The organism is Sphaerisporangium flaviroseum (assembly GCF_039537005.1).
Taxonomy (GTDB): Bacteria; Actinomycetota; Actinomycetes; order Streptosporangiales; family Streptosporangiaceae; genus Sphaerisporangium; species Sphaerisporangium flaviroseum.
The window spans coordinates 235,807-254,064 of the sequence record NZ_BAAAZR010000010.1 but is presented as its reverse complement, the minus strand read 5'-3'; the positions used below and the strand labels follow the sequence as shown (position 1 = coordinate 254,064).

Below are 18,258 nucleotides of genomic sequence, written 5' to 3'. Positions count from 1 at the left end.
GATAGCTCACGACCAGGGACGAAACCAGGAACGAAATCCGACATCACTCAATAACTGTGCCTGGCGGCGTGTTCCGCTTCACCTGGTTTTCCCGCACCCTCGCGCCGGACCGCCCGCCCACACGGGCTCGACGGCCCTGACCTGCGACGACCGGCTCCGCAAGTCCGCGCCCGTCACTCCACGTGCGCGGCGGCGACCCCCCACCGGCGCATGCCGAGCCGCTCGTACACGGCGATCGCGGAGCGGTTCCAGGAGTCGACCATCAACGCCACCCGGCCCTGCTCGGCCAGCAGCGTGGTGAGCAGGAACCGGCAGACCGACTCGGCATGGCCTCTGCCACGTTCCTGTTCGGCCGTCGCCACCCCCGCAATGAACCCCACCCCCGGCGCCGTCCACGCTTCGGCGCCCACCGAGGCGAGGGCGCCCGCGTCGGTACGGACGCCCGCCCACCGGCGTACCCCGGGAACACCGGGCACCGCGTAGGAATCGGGGTTGGCGCCGGCGAGCATCGCCGTGACGTCCGGGAGGTCGTCGCCGCTCAGCCAGCCCGCCTTGCCGGGGTCGCCGGGGGCGGGGCCGCTGGTGTCCATCCAGTCGAACGCGGCGGAGAAGCGTAACCGGTCGATCCGCTCGGCCAGACCGCGGACCAGCGCCTCCTCCCCCACCGGCCGGTACGACGGTCCCACCTCGGCCAGGGCGTGCCGTACGAGCGGCACCACACCGACGAGCGGCCCGCCGACGGCCAGCCGGTCGCGGCGCGACAGACTTGGGCTGGCGACCGCTACCGCCTCGCCCGAGGTGAAGACCCGGACCCCCGGCGCCATGCCCTGCGCGGCCCACATGACGAACACGTCGTCACCGCAGGCCGCGACGAGATCGTCCAGCCTGGTCAGCTCACGGATCACAGGATGGCGCCGGGATGGTACGCGGCGGCCTCCGGGTAGCGGGCGGCCACGGCCTGGACCCGCGAGACGACCTCGGCGACCTGCGCGGCCGCGGCCCCGGTGAAAGGCGTCGGGTCGGCCAGCAGCGCGTTCAGGGCGGCCCGGTCGAGCGGGAAACGCTCGTCCGCCGCGAGGCGCTCCAGCAGCAGGTTGGGCGCGCCGCTCTCGCGCATCGCCAGCGCCGACGAGACCGCGTGCTCCTTGATCAGTTCGTGTGCCGTCTCCCGGCCGACCCCGCCGCGCACCGCCGCCATGAGCATCTTGGTCGTCCCCAGGAACGGCAGGTAGCGGTCGAGCTCCGCGGCGATCACGGCGGGGAACGCGCCGAACTCCGCCAGCACCGTCAGCATGGTCTCCACCAGGCCGTCGAAGGCGAAGAACGCGTCGGGCAGCGCCACCCGGCGCACCACCGAACACGACACGTCGCCCTCGTTCCACTGGTCGCCCGCCAGCTCGCCCGCCATCGAGGCGTACCCGCGCAGGACCACGGTGAGGCCGTTGACCCGCTCGCAGGAGCGGGTGTTCATCTTGTGCGGCATCGCGCTGGACCCGACCTGGCCCTCTTTGAAGCCCTCGGTGACGAGCTCGTGCCCGGCCATCAGCCGGATCGTCTTGGCCAGGCTGGACGGCGCCGCCGCCAGCTGCACCAGGGCCGTCAGCACCTCGTAGTCCAGCGACCGGGGGTACACCTGGCCGACGCTGGTCAGGCCGGTCGCGAAGTCAAGGTGCCGCGCGACCCGCTCCTCCAGAGCGGCGAGCTTCGCCTGGTCGCCGCCGAGCAGGTCGAGCATGTCCTGCGCGGTGCCCATCGGGCCCTTGATCCCCCGCAGCGGGTAGCGGGCGATGAGCTCCTCCAGCCGGGCGAACGCCACCAGCAGCTCGTCGGCCGCCGTGGCGAACCGCTTGCCGAGCGTGGTGGCCTGCGCGGCGACGTTGTGGGACCTGCCGGCCATCACCACGCCGTCGTTCGCGGCCGCCAGCTCCCCCAGGCGGGCGAGCAGGGCCACGCAGCGGTCCCTGGTCAGCAGGAGGCTGTCGCGGATCTGCAGCTGCTCGACGTTCTCGGTCAGGTCGCGCGAGGTCATGCCCTTGTGCACGTGCTCGTGCCCGGCCAGGTCGTTGAACTCCTCGATGCGCGCCTTGACGTCGTGGCGGGTCAGCCGCTCGCGCTCGGCGATGGAATCGAGGTCGACCTTGCCGGCCACGGCCTCGTAGTCGTCGACGACCTGGGGCGGCACCTCGACGCCCAGCTCGGCCTGGGCCCTCAGCACGGCGAGCCACAACCGGCGCTCGGCCACCACCTTGTGCTCGGGCGACCACACGCGGGTCAGCTCCGGCGAGGCGTAGCGGGCGGCGAGAACATTGGGGATACGCGGCTTGGCGGTCACGTTGCCTCAGTCTATGGGCCCCGCGACGGCCACCCGGCAAAGGGCCCACCGCCGCGCCGCCGCACGTCCCGGCGGAGGACCGGCCACCGTCATACCCCGCTCACGTCCCGGCAGAGGGCCCGCCACCGTCACCCCCGCTCACGTCCCGGCAGCGGGGCCCGCTACCGGGGCCGCCGCACTCAGCGCACGTCCCGGCGGAGGGCCCGTCACCGTCACACCCGGCCGGCCAGCGCCTCCTTGTCGTACACCTTCACCTCGGGGTCCCGGGGGCCCCTCTTGGGACGACGGCGGAAGCGGTCCTTGGTGCGCTCGACCATGGTGTACAGCGTCGGCACCAGCACCAGGGTCAGCAGTGTCGAGGACACCAGCCCGCCGATCACCACGATCGCCAGCGGCTGGGAGATGAACCCGCCCGACCCGGTCAGGCCGACCGCCATCGGCGTCAGCGCGCAGATCGTCGCGATGGCCGTCATCAGGATCGGCCGCAGACGGCGCCGGCCGCCCTCGACCACCGCCTCGACCACGCCCATGCCCTGCTCGCGGTACTGGTTGATCAGGTCGATCAGCACGATGGCGTTGGTGACCACGATGCCGATCAGCATGAGCATGCCGATCAGGGCCGGGACGCCCAGCGGGGTGTCGGTGATCCGGAGCAGCCCGATCGCGCCGGTCGCGGCGAACGGGATCGACACCAGCAGGATCAGCGGCTGCACGAAGCTGCGGAACGTCGCCACCATGATCATGAACACGATCGCGATGGCCGCGAGCATCGCCAGGCCCAGCTGCGCGAACGCCTCGTTCTGGTCGGCGCTCACCCCGCCGATGGTGTAGCTCACGCCGGCGGGCAGCGTCAGCGACGTCATCCGCTCGGTGAGCTTCGCGGTCACGCTGCCCAGGTCGCTCGCCGTCGCCGCCGCCGACACCGAAGCCGTGCGGTCCCCGTCCTTGCGGGTGATCTGCGTCGGACCGGCGACCTGCCGCACCTCCGCGACGCTCGACAGCTTGACCATGCCCGACGCGGTCGGCAGCTTCAGCGCCCGGACCGCCGCCAGGTCGTCGGGGGTGTCCCCTCCGGCCCGGAGGATGATGTCGTTCGCCCGGCCGTCCAGTGTGACCTGGCCGATCGGCGCGCCGCGGAACGACTGCGCGACGATCTGCCCGATCCCGGCCTCGGTCAGCCCCTTGGCCGCCGCCTTCCTCCTGTCGACCTTGACGTCGACGCGGGGCGCGCTGGCCTCCAGGTTGGAGCTCACGTCCCGCAGCCCGTCGATCTGCTTCATCGCCGCCAGCACCGTGTCGGCACCCGACTTCAGCGCCGCCAGGTCCGGTCCCTGAAGGATCACCTCGGCCCGGTCGGAGGCGAACCCGCCGCCGCCCTGACCGCCGACGGTCACCTCGCCCACGTCCCCCAGGCTCGCCAGCCGGTCGCGCAGGGTGCGTTCCAGCAGGGGGGTGTCCACGCCCTCCGCGACCGTCACCGAGTAGGACGCCCGGTCGGCCGAGCCTCCGACGCCACCGGAGAACGTGCCGCCCGAGCCCACGTTGACCTGGTACGAATCGATGTCCTTGATGGCGGAGAGCACCGCCTCCACCTTCTTGGCCGCCGCGTCGGTGGTCGCCAGGTCCGTGCCGGCCGGCAGCTTCTGGGTCACCGAGATCGTGTCGTTGCCCGAGGAGTCGATGAAGTTGGTCTTCAGCCCGGGTGCCAGCGCCAGCGTTCCCACGAACACCACGAAGCCGATGAGCAACGTCACGAAGCGCCGCCGTGTCGCGAACCTCAGCACCGGGAGGTAGATGCGCTGAAGAGGACTGCGCAGTTCCTTGGCCTCCGCCTGCGCCCGTACGGCCCGCGCCTCCTCCTCCGACAGCTTCGGCGCCTTGAGGAACCAGTACGCCAGCACCGGGATCACCGTCAGCGCCACCAGCAGCGACGCCAGCAGCGCGACCGTCACGGTGATCGCGAACGGCGCGAACAGCTGGCCGATCATCCCACCCACGAGGCCGATGGGCAGGAACACCGCCACCGTGGTGAGCGTGGAGGCCGTCACCGCGCCACTGACCTCGCGCACGGCGGTCAGCACCGCCTGGCGCTTGGGCTCGCCGTATCCGAGATGCCGCTTGATGTTCTCGAGTACGACGATCGAGTCGTCGACCACCCGCCCGATCGCGATCGTGAGCGCGCCCAGCGTCAGCAGGTTCAGCGAGTAGTCCCCGACCCACAGCGCGATCAGCGCGATCACCACCGACAGCGGGATCGACACGGCCGTCACAAGCGTGGAGCGCAGCGAGAGCAGGAACAGCAGGATGACGATGACCGCGAACACCAGGCCCAGCAGGCCCTCGGTGGACAGGTCCTCGATCGAACGCTCGACGTAGGGCGCCTGGTCGAACACCACAGTGATCTCCGAGGAGTCGCCCAGGGTCCGCGTCAGGGGGGCGAGCTTGTCGCGCACATCGTGGGAGATCTGCACGGCGTTGCCGTCGGGCGTCATCGTGATCGACATGCCCAGGCTGGCCTTGCCGTCCGTACGGGTGATCGTCGTCGCGTCGGCGGGCTTCTCCTTGATCGTCGCGACCTCTTCGAGCTTTACCGGCTTGGGCGCGGCGGCCCGCGCCGCCTGCTGCGTGCCGGCGGTGCCGCGCGAGGCCGCACTCGGGGTGACGCCCTGCGCCTGGCCCGTCCCGGGCTGCCGGCCCTGCGCCTGCGACGGCGTCTGGGCCTGCGCGGCCGGGGCCTGCGGCGTCAGGTACAGGTTCCTCAGGTCCTCGATGGAGGAGATGCGCCGGCCGATCTGCACGGTCAGCGACTTGCCGTCCTGGACGAGGGTGCCCGCGGGGATCGGCGTGCCGTTGACCCGCAGAAGCTCGGGGATCGCCGCCGGCGACACCCCGTGGAGCGCCATGCTCAGCAGGTTGGGCGTGATGACCACCGTCTGCTCACTCGCACCGGTCACCGCCACCTCACGCACCCCGGCGACGCCCTGCAGGTCGGGAACCGCGATGCGCTCGAGCTTGTCCAGCATGCCTCGCTGGTCACCGCCGTCGCCCACGGCCAGCACCATCACCGGGATGTCGTCGGTGTTGCCCGCGATCACCGTCGGCTCCACGCCGCTCGGAAGCTGGGCGCCGAGCCGGCCGACCGCCTGCTGCAGCTTGCCTACCGCGGCCTCCACGTCGGTGCCGTACTCGAACGAGACCTGGATCTGCGCGGAGCCTTCCCGGGAGGTCGAGGTCACCTCGGTGACACCGGCGACGCTCTGCAGGCTGCTCTCGATCGGCTTGGTGACCTGTTCCTCGACGATGTCGGGAGAGGCTCCGGCGTAAGGCGCCACGACGAACGCCCCCGGGAACGACAGCGAGGGCAGCAGCTGCTGCTTCAGCGAAGGGATCGCGAAGGCACCGAACGCGCTGATCACAACCGCGATCAAGATGACGAGGCTGCGGTTGGCGAGGCTCAGCCTGGCCAAAGCGGTCATAGAAGTGGACCTTCCGGGATTAGACGAAGATTTTCGGCAATGCTAACACTTCGCCTTATACGAATATTTAGCCATGTCATGAACTCCTGCTAACCTGAGCAGGCTCGGGCGAAAGGTGAAAGTGGACGAGAGAGAAGAGCTGATCGCTCGGATCGGCGAGGCTCAGCATGCGCTCGGGCGAATCTTCGCGCATGACCGCTCGATGCCGCTGCTCGCCGTCAATCTGACCATGCAGCAGCTCAAGGTCGCGCTCATTCTCGCCAGCCGTGGCTCGGTGTCCGGCCAGGAGCTCGCCCACACCCTCGGCACGGGTCTCGGCACCGTCACCGGCATCGTCGACCGGCTGGTCGCCCAGGGGCTGGTCACCCGCCGCGAGGACCCCAGCGACCGCCGCATCCGCAGGGTCGAGCTCTCCGACGCCGGGCGCCGCATGACCGAAGAGCTCGCCGACGCGGGCCTGGCCAGCTACCGCGTCCTGCTCGACCGCCTCGACCTGGACACGCTGCGCCAGCTGGAAGACGTCATGCAGAAGCTCCGGGCGGCCGCCGCCGAGCTGTACGGCACCTGGTGCTAACTTCTGGGCTCATGCATCTCCCGCACGACGCGCCCGATCAGGTTCGACCGGCCCCGAACGCCTATCTGGAACGGCTCTTCTCCCTGTCGGGCCGCACAGCCCTGGTCACCGGCGGCAGCTCCGGCATCGGGTACGCCATGGCCGAGGCGATCGGCCGTGCCGGAGCGGCCATCGTCGTCGTCGCGCGCAGGGAGCGGGAGCTTGCCGGCACCGTCAAGCGCCTGAGCGACCACGGGGTGCGGGCCGCCTCGATCAGCGCCGACCTCGGTGACGCCGGGGCCGTCCAGCGCGTGTGCGACCAGGCCGCGACGTTCTTCGGCGAGATCGACATCCTCGTCAACGCCGCCGGCAACAACATCCGCCGCCCCATGGGCGAGCTCACCGCCACCGACTACGACCTCACGATGCGGGTCAACATCACCGCCCCGTACATGCTGGGCCGGCATTTCGGCCCGCGGATGGCCGCGCGAGGGTGGGGCCGCATCATCAACGTCGGCTCCCAGCAGTCGATCAGCGCGTTCGGCGACAGCGGCGCCTACGGCGTCAGCAAGGCCGCGATCGCCGGGCTCAGCCGCTCGCAGGCCGAGGCCTGGTCACGGCAGGGGGTGTGCAGCAACACCGTCATACCGGGATTCGTGCTCACCCCGCTGACGGCTCCGGCACAGGCCATTCCCGGGCGGGTCGAGGCCCTGGCCGCCCGTTCCATGACCGGCCGCAACGGCCTGCCCGCCGACTTCGCCGGCGCGGCCGTCCTGCTCGCCGGGGACGCGGCGGCCTACATCACCGGCCAGACGATGTTCGTGGACGGCGGCTTCTCCGTCCACTGACGGAGGTCGGCTTGGGTTCGCGGGTCCTGCTCTTCGGTGACGCGGTCGGGGTGCGCTCTTCGCTCGGTGACGGGGCGGGTCTTCGTTCGGTTGTCGGGACACACAAGCGGGCGCCTTTACAAAGTAGATCACTGAACCTTTCCCGGTGATCGTCGATCACGCTGCCGGCTTCGAAGAACAGCGGCTTCCGACAGCCGGGCGGGGATCCGGTTAGGGGCCCTCGCCAAGGGCAAAATGTCCGTTACGGAGACAGTTGGGGGGAATCGCATCATGCGCCCGCTTTCCGGTAACAGACGTGTCCTGCGCCACCTGCCCAAAGGGGCGGCCGATGTCATTCGCGGCGCCAAACGCGCCCCGAGCATCGACGAGGTCACCGGCCGCTTCATGCTCGGGGTGGTGGTGCCCCTGTGGCTGGGCGCCGGGCTGCTGGACTGGCACCATCACCGTCGCACCAACATCGAGACCACCGCAGGCACCCGAGAGTCCGTCCTCCACGGCCTGATGCTCGCCGAGGCAAGCGTCCCGGTCCTATTGGGGACGTTCTGCGAGATCAACGCCGGGGCCCTGGCGACCGCTTACGGCGCGGTGATCGCGCACGAGAGTACCGCCCTGTGGGACATGTCCTACGCCGAGGAGCGGCGCCGGGTCACCCCCGCTGAGCAGCACGTCCACAGCTTCCTGGAAGCGGTCCCGGTCATGACGGCCTCCTTCCTGACCGTCATGTTCTGGGACCAGGCGCGCAAGCTGCTGAACGGGGTCCGCGAGCGACCGGACCTCAGGCTGCGGCCGAAGCGCCACCCCCTCTCGCTGGCCCGCCGCGCCCTGCTGCTCGCCGCCATCGGGGTCTGCGGCGTCATCCCCTACGCCGACGAGCTGCGGCGCTGTGTCCGGGTCGATCCTCATCTCCACCCCCGCCCGAAGCGCGCCCTGCCGCCGACCGAGAGCCTCCGCGTCGAAGAGGAGGGACGCCCCCTCGCCGCCGAGGGCTGGGCGTCGCCGAGCGGCCGGGCGGGGTAGGCCTCCAGCTCGGCTCCCTCGTGCCCGGTGACCGTGACCGTGCCGGCCCGCATCGCGTCGTTCATGTCACTGTCGTCCATTTGACTTAGAGCGCACTCCAAGGTCGAGACTGAAGGCATGGACGAGGGGATCGCGATCGCCGAGGTCGCGCGACTTACCGGGCTCACCGCCCACACGCTGCGCTACTACGAGCGCGCGGGCCTGATGCTCTCCCCGCCCCCGCGCGGGGTCAACGGCCACCGGTCCTACACCCAGCGCGACCTCGCCTGGGTCATCCTGCTCTCCCGGCTCCGGGCCACCGGCATGTCCATCGCCGGCATGCGCCGCTACGCCGAGCTCGCCGGGAGCGGCGTACCAACGGTCCGGGAACGGCTCGAGCTCCTCCTCGCCCACCGGGAGCAGGTCGCCGCCCGCGTCGAGCAACTGCGGGAGGACCTCACTCTCATCGACCGCAAGATCGAGACGTACCGCAAGAACATCGAGGAGAACCACGTATGAAGCTGCGAAACCTCGGCCAGGGACTGACCGTCTCCTCCCTCGGCCTCGGCTGCATGGGCATGAGCGAGTTCTACGGGCCAGGCGACGAGAAGGAGTCGACGGCCACCCTGCACCGGGCTCTCGACCTCGGAATCTCCTTCCTCGACACCGCCGACATGTACGGGCCGTTCACCAACGAGCGGCTCGTCGGCGCAGCGATCGCGGGGCGCAGGGACGAGGTGGTCCTGGCGACCAAGTTCGGCGTCGAACGCGGTCCGGACGGCGCGAGGCTGGGCATCAACGGACGGCCGGAGTACGTGCGCCGGTCCTGCGACGCCTCCCTGGAGCGGCTGGGCGTCGACCACATCGACCTGTACTACCAGCACCGCGTCGACCCCGCCGTTCCGGTGGAGGAGACCTGGGGCGCGATGGCCGAGCTCGTCACGGCGGGCAAGGTGCGCCACCTCGGCATCTCCGAGGCCGCTCCCGGCGTCGTACGCCGCGCTCACGCCGTCCACCCGATCACGGCGGGCCAGTACGAGTACTCGCTGTTCACCCGGGACCCGGAGGACGAGATCATCGATACCTTCCGCGAGCTCGGCATCGGGCTCGTCGCCTACAGCCCGCTCGGACGCGGCTTCCTGACCGGCGCGATCACCAGCGCCGACCAGTTCGACGCGACCGACTTCCGAGCCGGTAACCCCCGGTTCCAGGGCGCCAACTTCGACGCCAACCGCAAGCTCGTCGCCAGGGTGGAGGAGCTCGCGGACGCGAAGAAGGTCACCCCGGCCCAGCTCGCCCTCGCCTGGGTGCTCGCCCAGGGCGAGGACGTGGTGCCCATCCCGGGCACCAAGCGGCGCACCTACCTGGAGCAGAACGTCGCCGCCATGGACATCGCGCTGACGCCGGAGGAACTGATCGCCCTGGAAGAGGCCGCCCCAAGGCACGCCGTCGCCGGCGAGCGCTACTCCCCCGCCGCCCTGCCGCAGATCAAGTCCTGACGACCGGCGGTTCACCGCGCTCACGGGAAGAGGTGACCTTCCAGGATCCGAGACACGCCGAATGGGCGCTGTGGCAGCTCACCACGAACGCGGAAGCCCTGGCCCCGCAGTGGTTGCGCGACTCCCTGCGCAACCGCGCCGCCGCGATCGCCACCCACTACGGAATGTCCTCTTGAGGGTTGTCGATCGATTCGGGGGCTGGTCAGCGGATCGGCAAGGTGTGGTGCGGGGGTGTCGCGCGGAAGCCGGTGATGTCCGCGGTGATGGCCCAGCGTTCGTGGTCTCGCCAGGCGCCGTCCATGAACAGCAGGTTGGGCGAGTAGCCCTCCTTGCGGAAGCCCTGCCGCTGGATGAGCTTGAGGGAGCGGGTGTTGGCCGGTTGGATCTGGGCTTCGAGACGGTGGAGCCTGAGTTCTTCGAAGGCGTACTTCAGAACGAGGCCGAGGCCTTCGCCCATGTAGCCGAGGCCCGCTGTCGGGGCGAAGGCCGCGTAGGCGATCGACGCGGACTGGAGGCGTCCGCGAATGATGCTGTTGATATAGATGACGCCCGCGATGGCCGAGGTGTCGGTGAGACAGACCAAGTGGCATTCCTCGCCCGGTTGGTCGTATCGGGTGATGAGAGCCTGGAAGGCGTCTGCCGTGGTGGGCGGGCTGTCCCAGGGGCGGTGCAGTTCGATGCTGGCTCGGGCGAGCCGAAGAAATTCCTCTTGGTCGTCCTTGTTGATCGGCCGCAGAAAGACGCGTCGATGACCCTTATCTGCCGGTTCATCCCCTGAAAACATGGACAGGAAGATATCTCAGGTCCGGGAGGCCGGTTCGCCGCCGTGGCGGGCCGGTTGGAGGGTTTGCGCCACTTGCAAGGTCACCAAGACCGCCCGTAAGAGCGGTGGTGTGCCTGCGACCCTTGAGCCGCGGCCACACCGGCCCCCCGCAGGACGGCTGATCGGGGCGCCCTGTTGCCGCCCGCCCAGGCTGGAGCCACCGCCCTGACGGTACGGCGTCGCTACGTCGGGCAGGTCTCGCGGAAGGGTTCGCCCTGGGGGAGGTATTCGCTCCATTCGCGGGGGGTGAGGGAGCGGCCGGCCAGGGCGCACAGGGCTTGGGCGGATGCCTTGGGGAGGCGGAGGCGCCAGGACATGGTCGTCCCCTCGTGGGTGGTGACGGTCAGCTTGGTCGCGTCCGAGCTGAACGCCAGGGCCGCAGGCGCCTCGCGTACGACATTGGTGAGCGGGGTGGGGATCTCCCGGCGGGTCGGCACGTCCCACAGCCGCAAGGTGCCGTCCTCGTCACCGGTGGCCATATAGGCGCCGTCCCTGGTCACCGCGGCCGCCGTGACCCATTCAGGACTCGCGAACGGGTTGCCGAGCTGGTGCCAGGTCGCCGTGTCCCACATGCGGATCACTCCTGAGCCGGCGCTGTTGTTCTCGGCCGTCAGGATCGTCCTGCCGTCTTCGGTGAACGCCAGGACGTCGTTGGTGGCACCGGCGCCGGGCGATGTTCCGATCTTCCGCATGGTCGCGCTCTGCCACAGCCCGATGTTCCCTGTGGGAGTGGCGAGCGTCGTCCCGTCGGGGCTGAAGGCGGCCAGACCCAGGCTTCCCTCAGGGTCCTCACCCACCACGCGCCGTTCCTTCATGTCGATGAGCTTCAGCTTGCCGTTCGACAGCACACCGGAGCTCGAGTTCTCCGACATCCCCGAGACGGCCAGGTACCGGCCGTCGGGGCTCATGGCGAGCGAGGTGGGAAGGGTGTCGAGGTCGTCGACCAGGAACGGATCGCCCTTCGGACGGCCGGTCGCCGGATCAAGCAGGCTGAACGTGCCTGGCAGGTGGTTGTCCCGGCTGTACCGGCCGACGCGCAGGACGGCGAGGGTGCCACCGTCCCGGCTCAAGGCGTAGACATCGCCGGGGCGTCGGCCGGGCGGATCGAGCCTCGTGGTCTGCCGCCAGATGGTGGTGTCCCAGATCCGCGCGGTCCGGTCGTCGCCGCCGGTGGCGACGCGCCGGCCGTCCGAGGTGAATGCCAGCGCTCTGACGTAACCGGTGTGACCACGCAGGACGGCTCCGACGGGCAGGCGCGTGCGCGTGTCGATGAATCGTACGCTGCCGTCGCCGCCGCCGATGGCGAAAGAACGCCCGTCCGAGGCGAAGGCCACCGTCTCGACGTAGGTTCCGATTCGCAGAGGCTTGCCGATCCGTCGCTGCGTGTCGGTGTACCTGATGATCACGGTGCCCTTGTCTCTGCCGTAGTCGTTCTCAGTGGTGATCATCGTCTTGCCGGTCGGGCTGAACGCGACCTCGCTCGCGTCAAAGGGGCGGCCCAGCGGGCTGCGGCTGCCGAGGTCCCAGAGCTGCCAGGACGGCCGATCGCCGTAGGTGCCGAGCCCGACGGCCATGATCTTGCCGTCGGGGCTGAGGGTGACGGACGGGTCGTCCCCGGTGCGCAGGCGGCGAGGTTTCCGGTCGATCGCCTTCCAGGTCGCCGTGTCCCAGCGCTGGACGCCCTGGTTCGCGTCGATGGTGGTGAGGGTCCGGCCGTCGCGACTGAACGCGATGGCCATCACGTCGCCCGTGTGCCCGGTGAGCGGTCCGGTGATCTGCTTGTGGGACCTGACGTCCCACAGCCGGACGACTCCGTTGTGGTCGAAGTCTCCGTCCCCGGTGGCGAGGATCTTGCCGTCGCCGCTGAACTCCACGGGCCAGACGCCGCCCGAGTGCCCGGGAAGCGGCGGGCCTTTCGGCAGGCCGGTGGAGGCGTCCCAGAGCCGGGCGGTTCCATCGAAACCGCCGGTGGCCAGCATCGTGCCGTCGCGGCTGAAGGCCACCGCCGACACCGCGTCCTTGTGGCCGTTCAGGACGGTGTCCGCGGGCGTCGCCAGTGCGGCGGTCATGCCGTACCGGGCTTCGTCGGTCGGTGTGTAACGCCAGGCGGCGACGGCCAGCAGCCCCGACAGGACCGGGTCGCTCTCCCGCAGCAGGTCGCCGCGGGCTGTCAGCAGCCGCGACAGCGACTCCCGTCCCTGGGCCTCGGCCCGGCCGGCCGCCCTGACCGCGAGGACGCCCGTCACCGAGGCGATCAGAGCCAGGACGGCCAGCAGCGCCATGGCCGCGCGGGACAGGTGCCTGCGGCGGATCTTGGCACGTTCCGCTTGGACGGCGGCGCGCTCGGAGGCGGTGAGGAAGGCGTGGGCCACGGCGTTCACCGACGCCCGCTCCGAGGAGACCGCGCCATGGGCGGCGCGTGCGTTCTGCAGGCGGTTCCCCACGTACAGGTAGGCGGGATCGCGGCCGTTGCGCTCCCAGTCCCGGGCGTCGGTGCCGAGCTGCTGGAGGATCAGCAGGTCGGCCCGGTCCTCCTCTATCCAGGTACGAAGCCGGGGCCAGCCGCGGATGAGCGCCTCGTGGGCGATCTGCACGGTATGGGTGTCGACGGTGAGCAGGCGGGCGTGCACGAGATGGTCGAGGACCGCCCGGATGGAGCCGGGCTCGGACTCGGTGGCGAGCAGCCCGGCTGGAAGCGGGCGGGCGGTATCGGGGGTGACCAGCTCGGCCGGGAACCGGCGAGCGGTACCGGGGGTGACCAGCTCGGCTGGGAACCGGCGAGCGGTATCCGGGGTGACCAGCTCGGCAGGCAGGCGGCGGGCGGTATCAGGAGTCAGCAGCTCCGCGAGCGGGAGTCGGCGGGCGGTGTCGGGAGTGTCGACGCCCAGTTGGACCAGGCGGGTCAGCAGGTGCCGTGCGGTGCGGCGGCCGACCAGGTCGAGCCGGTCGACGGTGGCGTCGGCGGTCTGCGCCAGCGATCGGGTGATGCCGCCGGTGGCGCGGTAGCCGGCGAGCGTCAGGGTCGTGCCTTCGCGGTGGTTCCAGGTCTCCCGCAGCGCGTGGGACAACAAGGGCAGTACACCGACGGCGTCGGCATGGTCGCGGTCGCTGCGCAGGTCCTCCAGCAGCAGTTCGGCCAGCCCGGCCTGCAGGGTGAGGCCCGCCACCCGCGCCGGGCCCTCGATGGCCTGCAACAGGTGCTCGCGGCTCATCGGCGTGACGACCAGCGGGTGTTCCAGAGCCGGCACGAGCGCCGGGTAGGCGGCGCAGTGGCCGAAGAAGTCGGCCCTGATCCCGAGAACGACGGCCTGCGGGCCATCATCCCGCACGCTACCGGCGGCGCCGGCGTTCGTGGTGCCACCGTTGCCGGCCTTCGTACTCCCGGCGTTACCGGCCTTGGTGCTCCCACCGTTGCCATGACCGTTGCCGTTGCCGCCGGTACCAGTGCCGGTGGTGCTGTCCGGGGTGCCGGCGAGGGCCGACAGGGCGTCGATGAACCGGCGCCGGCCCGGCTCGTCCGGGGAGCTGAACAGCTCCTCGAACTGGTCGACGATGACCGTCGCACCCGACCATTGCTTGCGGAGCACCTTGGTGAGGCGTCCTTCGTCGGAGGCCGCGTCCTCCTCCTCGCCGGTACGGGCCAGGTTCCGCAACGTCTCCACCGGATCGGCGCCCGGCTCGAAGACGACAGGGGGCGGGCACGGGCCGCGTAGCAGAGCGGGAATGAGGCCTGCCCGCAGCAGCGAGGACTTTCCCGAGCCCGACGGCCCGGTGACGATCAGCAGACCGCCGCGCGCGGCACGGTCGGCGACCCGGTCGAGCAGCGTGCCGGTCAGCTCGTCGCGGCCGAAGAAGTAGCCGGCGTCGTCCGGGCCGAACGTCTCCAGGCCTCGGTACGGGGCCGGCGGATCGGCGGGCCGGGCCGCCGGGCGGGCCGGGGCGCGGGGGATGTCGCGCTCGTCGGTCTGGTCGCGCAGGGCGCGGTACGCCTCGTCCCACGCCGACCGGTCGCCGAGTTCGTCGGGCAGGACGATCCCCGCCTGGGCGGCGGCCCGCAGGCAGGTGTCGACGAAGACCTCGAAGTTCGGCCGCTCCGGGCGGACCGGGCGGCTGCGGCTGATCATGCCGTCGATCGTGCTGCGTCTGAGCCGGAACGGCACCTGACCCGCACGCCGGCGCGGGGTCTTGTCGCTGGCGATCATCAGCCCGCGCACCGACAGCCCCGAGGCGTCCTTCAACTCCCGTAATCGGGTGGCGAACCGCGCTTTGGCTTCCTCCACCATGCATCTCCGCTCGGATCGACCGCGCAAATGCGGAAGTGTCCGGCGCCACCGGACACCCACCCCCCAGGCGAGCGTAGGGCCTGAGCAGGGTCTGAGGAGATATAAGGCGGAATGCGTCCGGCGTCGTGGCCGGACATGGACACCGGCCGGGATGCTCGCACAGAAGCCGACTACGGCAGTCACCGCGGCAGCCCATGTGTTCCGGAGTCAGGAGATCGCTATGCCCGCCCCCGCCCGTCGTACCCTGATCAAGTCCACCCTGTTCGTCACCGCGGCCTCGGCCGTGACCCTCGCCGTCGCGGGGCAGCATGGGCAGGCCCCGGCCCTGGCCTCCACTTCCACGTCGGCCACGGTGGTGGCGGCCGATCTCGCGTCGTGCCCGGACCTCGCCTACGGCCGGCGCGACCCGGTCAACGGCATGAACTGCGTGCGGGCCCTCCAGCTGGCGTTGCGCCGGAACGACTACCCCGGCCAGGCGGTGACCGGCAACTTCATGGAACACACGCGGGCGAACGTCTTGGACTTCCAGCGCCGGCGCGGCATCCAGCCCATCAGCGGCATCGTCGGACCCAAGACCCGAAGGGCCCTGCTCGGCACCTCTTCGCCCGACCAGTCGACGGTCCCTCCGGTCCGGCCGAGCGACTACTCCGCAAGGCGCCCCTACTGCCAGGACACCGCATGCCACTTCTATCTGCGCAGGAGCTCCACCCAGAAATTCGCCCAGTGGCTTGAGGACCATCCGAAATCAGGCGCCATCGTTTCCGGGACGCTCCTCGCGGGTGCCTGCGCGTTTCTGAAGTGGGGGCCGGCGAAGTTCGCCTGCGCGATCCTCGGGGACATCGTCACCGACCGCGTCGGAGCCCGGTTGCGGTCGGCCGCCGGAGCGGGGGCCTGCCTGCGCCTGTCGATCGGGTTCCCGCCCGCCAAGCCGTTCACCGCCACACCGGACAACAGCGGCCGCTGCTCCGACTGACACCCGGCGGACGATCGGCCGCTGCTCCGACTGACACCTGGCGGACGATCGGCCGCTGCTCGGGCTGACCCCTGGTGTCAGCGGGTGTCGGTGACGATCCGCAGCCCGAGGCCGACCAGTACCACACCGGAGGCCTGCTCCAGACGACGGCGCACAGAGGGCCGTTCGAACACCGGGCGCGCTCGTCCGATCAGCCAGATCACGCCGAGGTACCACACCATGTCGACCAGGCCCCAGATGACCGCGAGGAGCATGAGGGTGACGGGGACGTTCGCGCCCGGGGGGACGAACTGCGGAAGGAACGACATGGCGAACACCGCGGCCTTGGGGTTGGCCAGTGCCGTACCCAGCCCAAGGAGGTAGGACCGCCGGCGTCCGGGTACCGCCGTGACCTCCCCCTCAGCGGGTACCGCCGTGACCTCCCCCTCGGCTGCCACGACCGTGACCCCGTCCCCGGCGGCTACGGCCCGCTCGCGCCTGGCCTGCCACAACGACTGCGCCCCCATGGCCACCAGGACCACCGCGCCGACGACACGGATCACCTCATACGCCACCTGGGAGGTGGTGACCAGCGCCGACAGGCCGAAGACGGCCGCGAGCGCCCACAGCAGCACGCCGGTCTCGTTGCCCAGCATCGCGGCGACTCCGGCCCGGCGCCCGGCGCGCAGCGTCTGGCGGAGGATGATCGCGGTACTGACTCCGGGGATCATCGCGATCAGGACGCAGGAACCGATGAACGCGGCGAGATACACGCCGCCATCCTCGCCACCCGCCCCGGCCCCCTGCAATCCGGTTACGTGGTGTGCAGGAAATGTAACATTTAGTGCTGATTTTCCCGAGGCTTTGGCGGGGCGTCACTTGAGGCGCGCGATGCTCGGTGGGGAGGAGGTATCCGTGACGCACAACACGACTCGGCCACGCATCGTCGTGGGCGTGAGCCACTCCCCGGCCGCGACCGCCGCACTGCGCTGGGCGCTCGGCGAGGCCCGGCTGCGAGGTGCGGCGATCCAGCCCGTTCACGCCTGGCAGTGGTCGGGCCAGCACCGCGCGTCGTACGCGCCGATGGGCAGTTGGCGTTCGCATGACGAGGAGTTCGAGGTGGCGAGGGAGCAGACGCGCGAGATCGTCGCCCAGGTGGCTCCCTCGGTCGAGCCCGTCGTGGCGCACGGCCCTCCCGCTCAGGTCCTGCTCAACCACTGCGAGGACGCGGAGATGCTCGTGCTCGGCATCCGCAGGCCCGAGCCCGGCATGCCCGTCGCCGCCACCCCCGTGCTGGCCGCTTGCATCATGGGCGCCCGCTGCCCCGTCGTGGTCGTCTCCCCCCGCGCGATGGCCGCACCGGCGTTCCGGTCGTACGACGTGACCCTCAGCGGGGCGACGACCGGCTGAGCGGCCCAGCGAGGCCGTCCGGCGACGACGGGCCGGGCCCCGAAGACGAATCAGCGCCCGGCGACCGACCGTCACCCGAAGGAGAATCACCGCCCGGTGAAAGGATGGCGGTGCCGTACATGGTCGCGAGCTTCGAGACCGTGGTGGCCATGAGCCGGCGTAGTTCGGGCGGGCCGAGGACCTCGAGGTCGGAGCCCATGCGCAGCAGGAGCCAGCAGGCGTGCCTGACCGACTCGACGGGAAGGCGCAGCTCCGTCCAGCCGTCCTCGCCGGGCGGTCCGGCGGCGGCCAGCGCGGTGTCCACCGGCCGTGCTCCCGCCGTGTAACGCAGCAGCCCTTCCGCGCCGGGCGCCAGCCGGATCGTCGCCTCCGCGGTGTACATGCGGTCGCGGAAGTCGGCCGAGTAGGTATGCCAGAAGTCGGCCAGGTCGAAGCCCTCGGGCCGGGCGAAGCGTTCGGGCAGCACCTCCACCGAGACGATCCGGGAGACCCGGTAGGTGCGCGCCGTCGCGTCGTCGGGGGCCGCGACCATGTACCACGAGCCTCCCTTCAGGACCAGTCCGTACGGGCGCACCTCCCGCTCCACCTCGGTGGGGCCCCAGCGGCGGTAGACCATGCGCAGCCTCCTGCCCTCCCACACCGCGTCGGCGACCTGGCCGAGATGCGGGACGTCGTCGGCGTCGCGGTACCAGCCCGGCACGTCCAGCAGGAACCGCTCGCGCATCCGGGAGGCCTGTGAGCGGGGTTCGGGAGGCAGGGCGGCGAGGAGCTTGAGCTCGGCGGCCGCGGCGACGTCGGCGAGGCCCAGTTCGGCGGCGGGACCGGGCAGACCGGCCAGGAACAGCGACGACGCCTCCTCGGCCGTCAGCCCGTTGAGCCGGGTGCGGTAACCGTCGAGGAGCTGGTAGCCGCCGGCCGGCCCGCGGTCGGCGTAGACCGGGACACCGGCCGACGAGAGCGCCTCCACGTCGCGGTACACGGTGCGCACCGACACCTCCAGCTCCTCCGACAGCTCGGCGGCCGTCATCCGGCCGCGCGTCTGGAGGAGGAGAAGGAGGGAGAGCAGCCGACTCGCGCGCATACCGA

15 protein-coding genes are annotated in these 18,258 nt (G+C 70.8%); 8 read left to right on the top strand and 7 right to left on the bottom strand.

Annotation, left to right across the window (positions count from 1 at the left end):
- Positions 1-173: 173 nt before the first annotated feature.
- The 3 genes from ABD810_RS21900 to ABD810_RS21890 form a co-directional block, all read right to left on the bottom strand.
- Positions 174-905, bottom strand: coding sequence for a GNAT family N-acetyltransferase (locus ABD810_RS21900; protein ID WP_344943327.1), 732 nt, complete (start codon positions 903-905; stop codon positions 174-176).
- Positions 902-2,332, bottom strand: coding sequence for an adenylosuccinate lyase (gene purB / locus ABD810_RS21895; protein WP_344943324.1), 1,431 nt, complete (start codon positions 2,330-2,332; stop codon positions 902-904). Before purB ends, ABD810_RS21900 begins: the two co-directional genes overlap by 4 nt.
- A 212-nt stretch (positions 2,333-2,544) precedes the next feature.
- On the bottom strand, positions 2,545-5,808 hold the full coding sequence (locus ABD810_RS21890; protein WP_344943321.1) for an efflux RND transporter permease subunit: 3,264 nt from the start codon (positions 5,806-5,808) through the stop codon (positions 2,545-2,547).
- Between the two features lie 121 nt (positions 5,809-5,929).
- Between ABD810_RS21890 and ABD810_RS21885 the strand changes: the two genes are divergently transcribed.
- The 6 genes from ABD810_RS21885 (at position 5,930) to ABD810_RS21860 (ending at position 9,880) form a co-directional block, all read left to right on the top strand.
- Positions 5,930-6,382 carry a MarR family winged helix-turn-helix transcriptional regulator gene (locus ABD810_RS21885; protein WP_344943318.1) on the top strand — a complete coding sequence of 151 codons (453 nt, stop codon included), beginning with the start codon at positions 5,930-5,932 and terminating at the stop codon, positions 6,380-6,382.
- An 11-nt stretch (positions 6,383-6,393) separates the two neighbouring features.
- Positions 6,394-7,209: an SDR family NAD(P)-dependent oxidoreductase gene (locus tag ABD810_RS21880; RefSeq protein ID WP_344943315.1), complete on the top strand. Its 816-nt coding sequence runs from the start codon at positions 6,394-6,396 to the stop codon at positions 7,207-7,209.
- Between the two features lie 270 nt (positions 7,210-7,479).
- Positions 7,480-8,226 (top strand): diguanylate cyclase, encoded by a 747-nt coding sequence (locus ABD810_RS21875; RefSeq protein ID WP_344943312.1) that lies wholly within the window; start codon positions 7,480-7,482, stop codon positions 8,224-8,226.
- 117 nt (positions 8,227-8,343) lie between these two features.
- Positions 8,344-8,724: a MerR family transcriptional regulator gene (locus ABD810_RS21870; protein WP_344943310.1), complete on the top strand. Its 381-nt coding sequence runs from the start codon at positions 8,344-8,346 to the stop codon at positions 8,722-8,724.
- The gene (locus ABD810_RS21865; RefSeq protein WP_344943307.1) at positions 8,721-9,704 is read left to right on the top strand and encodes an aldo/keto reductase; all 984 of its coding nucleotides are present in this window, start codon (positions 8,721-8,723) and stop codon (positions 9,702-9,704) included. The genes ABD810_RS21870 and ABD810_RS21865 overlap by 4 nt, the downstream gene beginning before the upstream one ends.
- Entirely contained in the window at positions 9,701-9,880 is a 180-nt protein-coding gene (locus tag ABD810_RS21860) for a WCX domain-containing protein (protein WP_425566933.1), read from the top strand. Before ABD810_RS21865 ends, ABD810_RS21860 begins: the two co-directional genes overlap by 4 nt.
- Before the next feature lie 26 nt (positions 9,881-9,906).
- Here the strand turns inward: ABD810_RS21860 and ABD810_RS21855 are convergent, their stop codons facing one another.
- Together ABD810_RS21855 and ABD810_RS21850 are read right to left on the bottom strand one after the other, a co-directional pair.
- Entirely contained in the window at positions 9,907-10,488 is a 582-nt protein-coding gene (locus ABD810_RS21855) for a GNAT family N-acetyltransferase (RefSeq protein WP_344943304.1), read from the bottom strand.
- 221 nt (positions 10,489-10,709) lie between these two features.
- On the bottom strand, positions 10,710-14,810 hold the full coding sequence (locus tag ABD810_RS21850) for an nSTAND1 domain-containing NTPase (RefSeq protein ID WP_344943301.1): 4,101 nt from the start codon (positions 14,808-14,810) through the stop codon (positions 10,710-10,712).
- Between the two features lie 220 nt (positions 14,811-15,030).
- Here ABD810_RS21850 and ABD810_RS21845 point away from each other — a divergent pair, with 220 nt between their 5' ends.
- Positions 15,031-15,783: a peptidoglycan-binding domain-containing protein gene (locus ABD810_RS21845; RefSeq protein WP_344943297.1), complete on the top strand. Its 753-nt coding sequence runs from the start codon at positions 15,031-15,033 to the stop codon at positions 15,781-15,783.
- Positions 15,784-15,860: 77 nt separating this feature from the next.
- On the opposite strand, the gene ABD810_RS21840 is transcribed toward ABD810_RS21845, so the two are convergent.
- The gene (locus ABD810_RS21840) at positions 15,861-16,535 is read right to left on the bottom strand and encodes a LysE family translocator (RefSeq protein WP_344943294.1); all 675 of its coding nucleotides are present in this window, start codon (positions 16,533-16,535) and stop codon (positions 15,861-15,863) included.
- A 142-nt stretch (positions 16,536-16,677) separates the two neighbouring features.
- Here ABD810_RS21840 and ABD810_RS21835 point away from each other — a divergent pair, with 142 nt between their 5' ends.
- Positions 16,678-17,172 carry a universal stress protein gene (locus tag ABD810_RS21835; RefSeq protein ID WP_344943291.1) on the top strand — a complete coding sequence of 165 codons (495 nt, stop codon included), beginning with the start codon at positions 16,678-16,680 and terminating at the stop codon, positions 17,170-17,172.
- On the opposite strand, the gene ABD810_RS21830 is transcribed toward ABD810_RS21835, so the two are convergent.
- Positions 17,150-18,253 (bottom strand): helix-turn-helix transcriptional regulator, encoded by a 1,104-nt coding sequence (locus tag ABD810_RS21830; protein ID WP_344943287.1) that lies wholly within the window; start codon positions 18,251-18,253, stop codon positions 17,150-17,152. The genes ABD810_RS21835 and ABD810_RS21830 overlap by 23 nt on opposite strands.
- Positions 18,254-18,258: the final 5 nt, after the last annotated feature.

Coding starts and splice junctions, on each gene's coding strand:
- ABD810_RS21875 (WP_344943312.1), top strand. CDS start 7,480: ATGCGCCCGCTTTCCGGTAACAGACGTGTCCTGCGCCACCTGCCCAAA.
- ABD810_RS21855 (WP_344943304.1), bottom strand. CDS start 10,488: ATGTTTTCAGGGGATGAACCGGCAGATAAGGGTCATCGACGCGTCTTT.
- ABD810_RS21850 (WP_344943301.1), bottom strand. CDS start 14,810: ATGGTGGAGGAAGCCAAAGCGCGGTTCGCCACCCGATTACGGGAGTTG.
- ABD810_RS21890 (WP_344943321.1), bottom strand. CDS start 5,808: ATGACCGCTTTGGCCAGGCTGAGCCTCGCCAACCGCAGCCTCGTCATC.
- ABD810_RS21865 (WP_344943307.1), top strand. CDS start 8,721: ATGAAGCTGCGAAACCTCGGCCAGGGACTGACCGTCTCCTCCCTCGGC.
- ABD810_RS21870 (WP_344943310.1), top strand. CDS start 8,344: ATGGACGAGGGGATCGCGATCGCCGAGGTCGCGCGACTTACCGGGCTC.
- ABD810_RS21880 (WP_344943315.1), top strand. CDS start 6,394: ATGCATCTCCCGCACGACGCGCCCGATCAGGTTCGACCGGCCCCGAAC.
- ABD810_RS21830 (WP_344943287.1), bottom strand. CDS start 18,253: ATGCGCGCGAGTCGGCTGCTCTCCCTCCTTCTCCTCCTCCAGACGCGC.
- ABD810_RS21845 (WP_344943297.1), top strand. CDS start 15,031: ATGCCCGCCCCCGCCCGTCGTACCCTGATCAAGTCCACCCTGTTCGTC.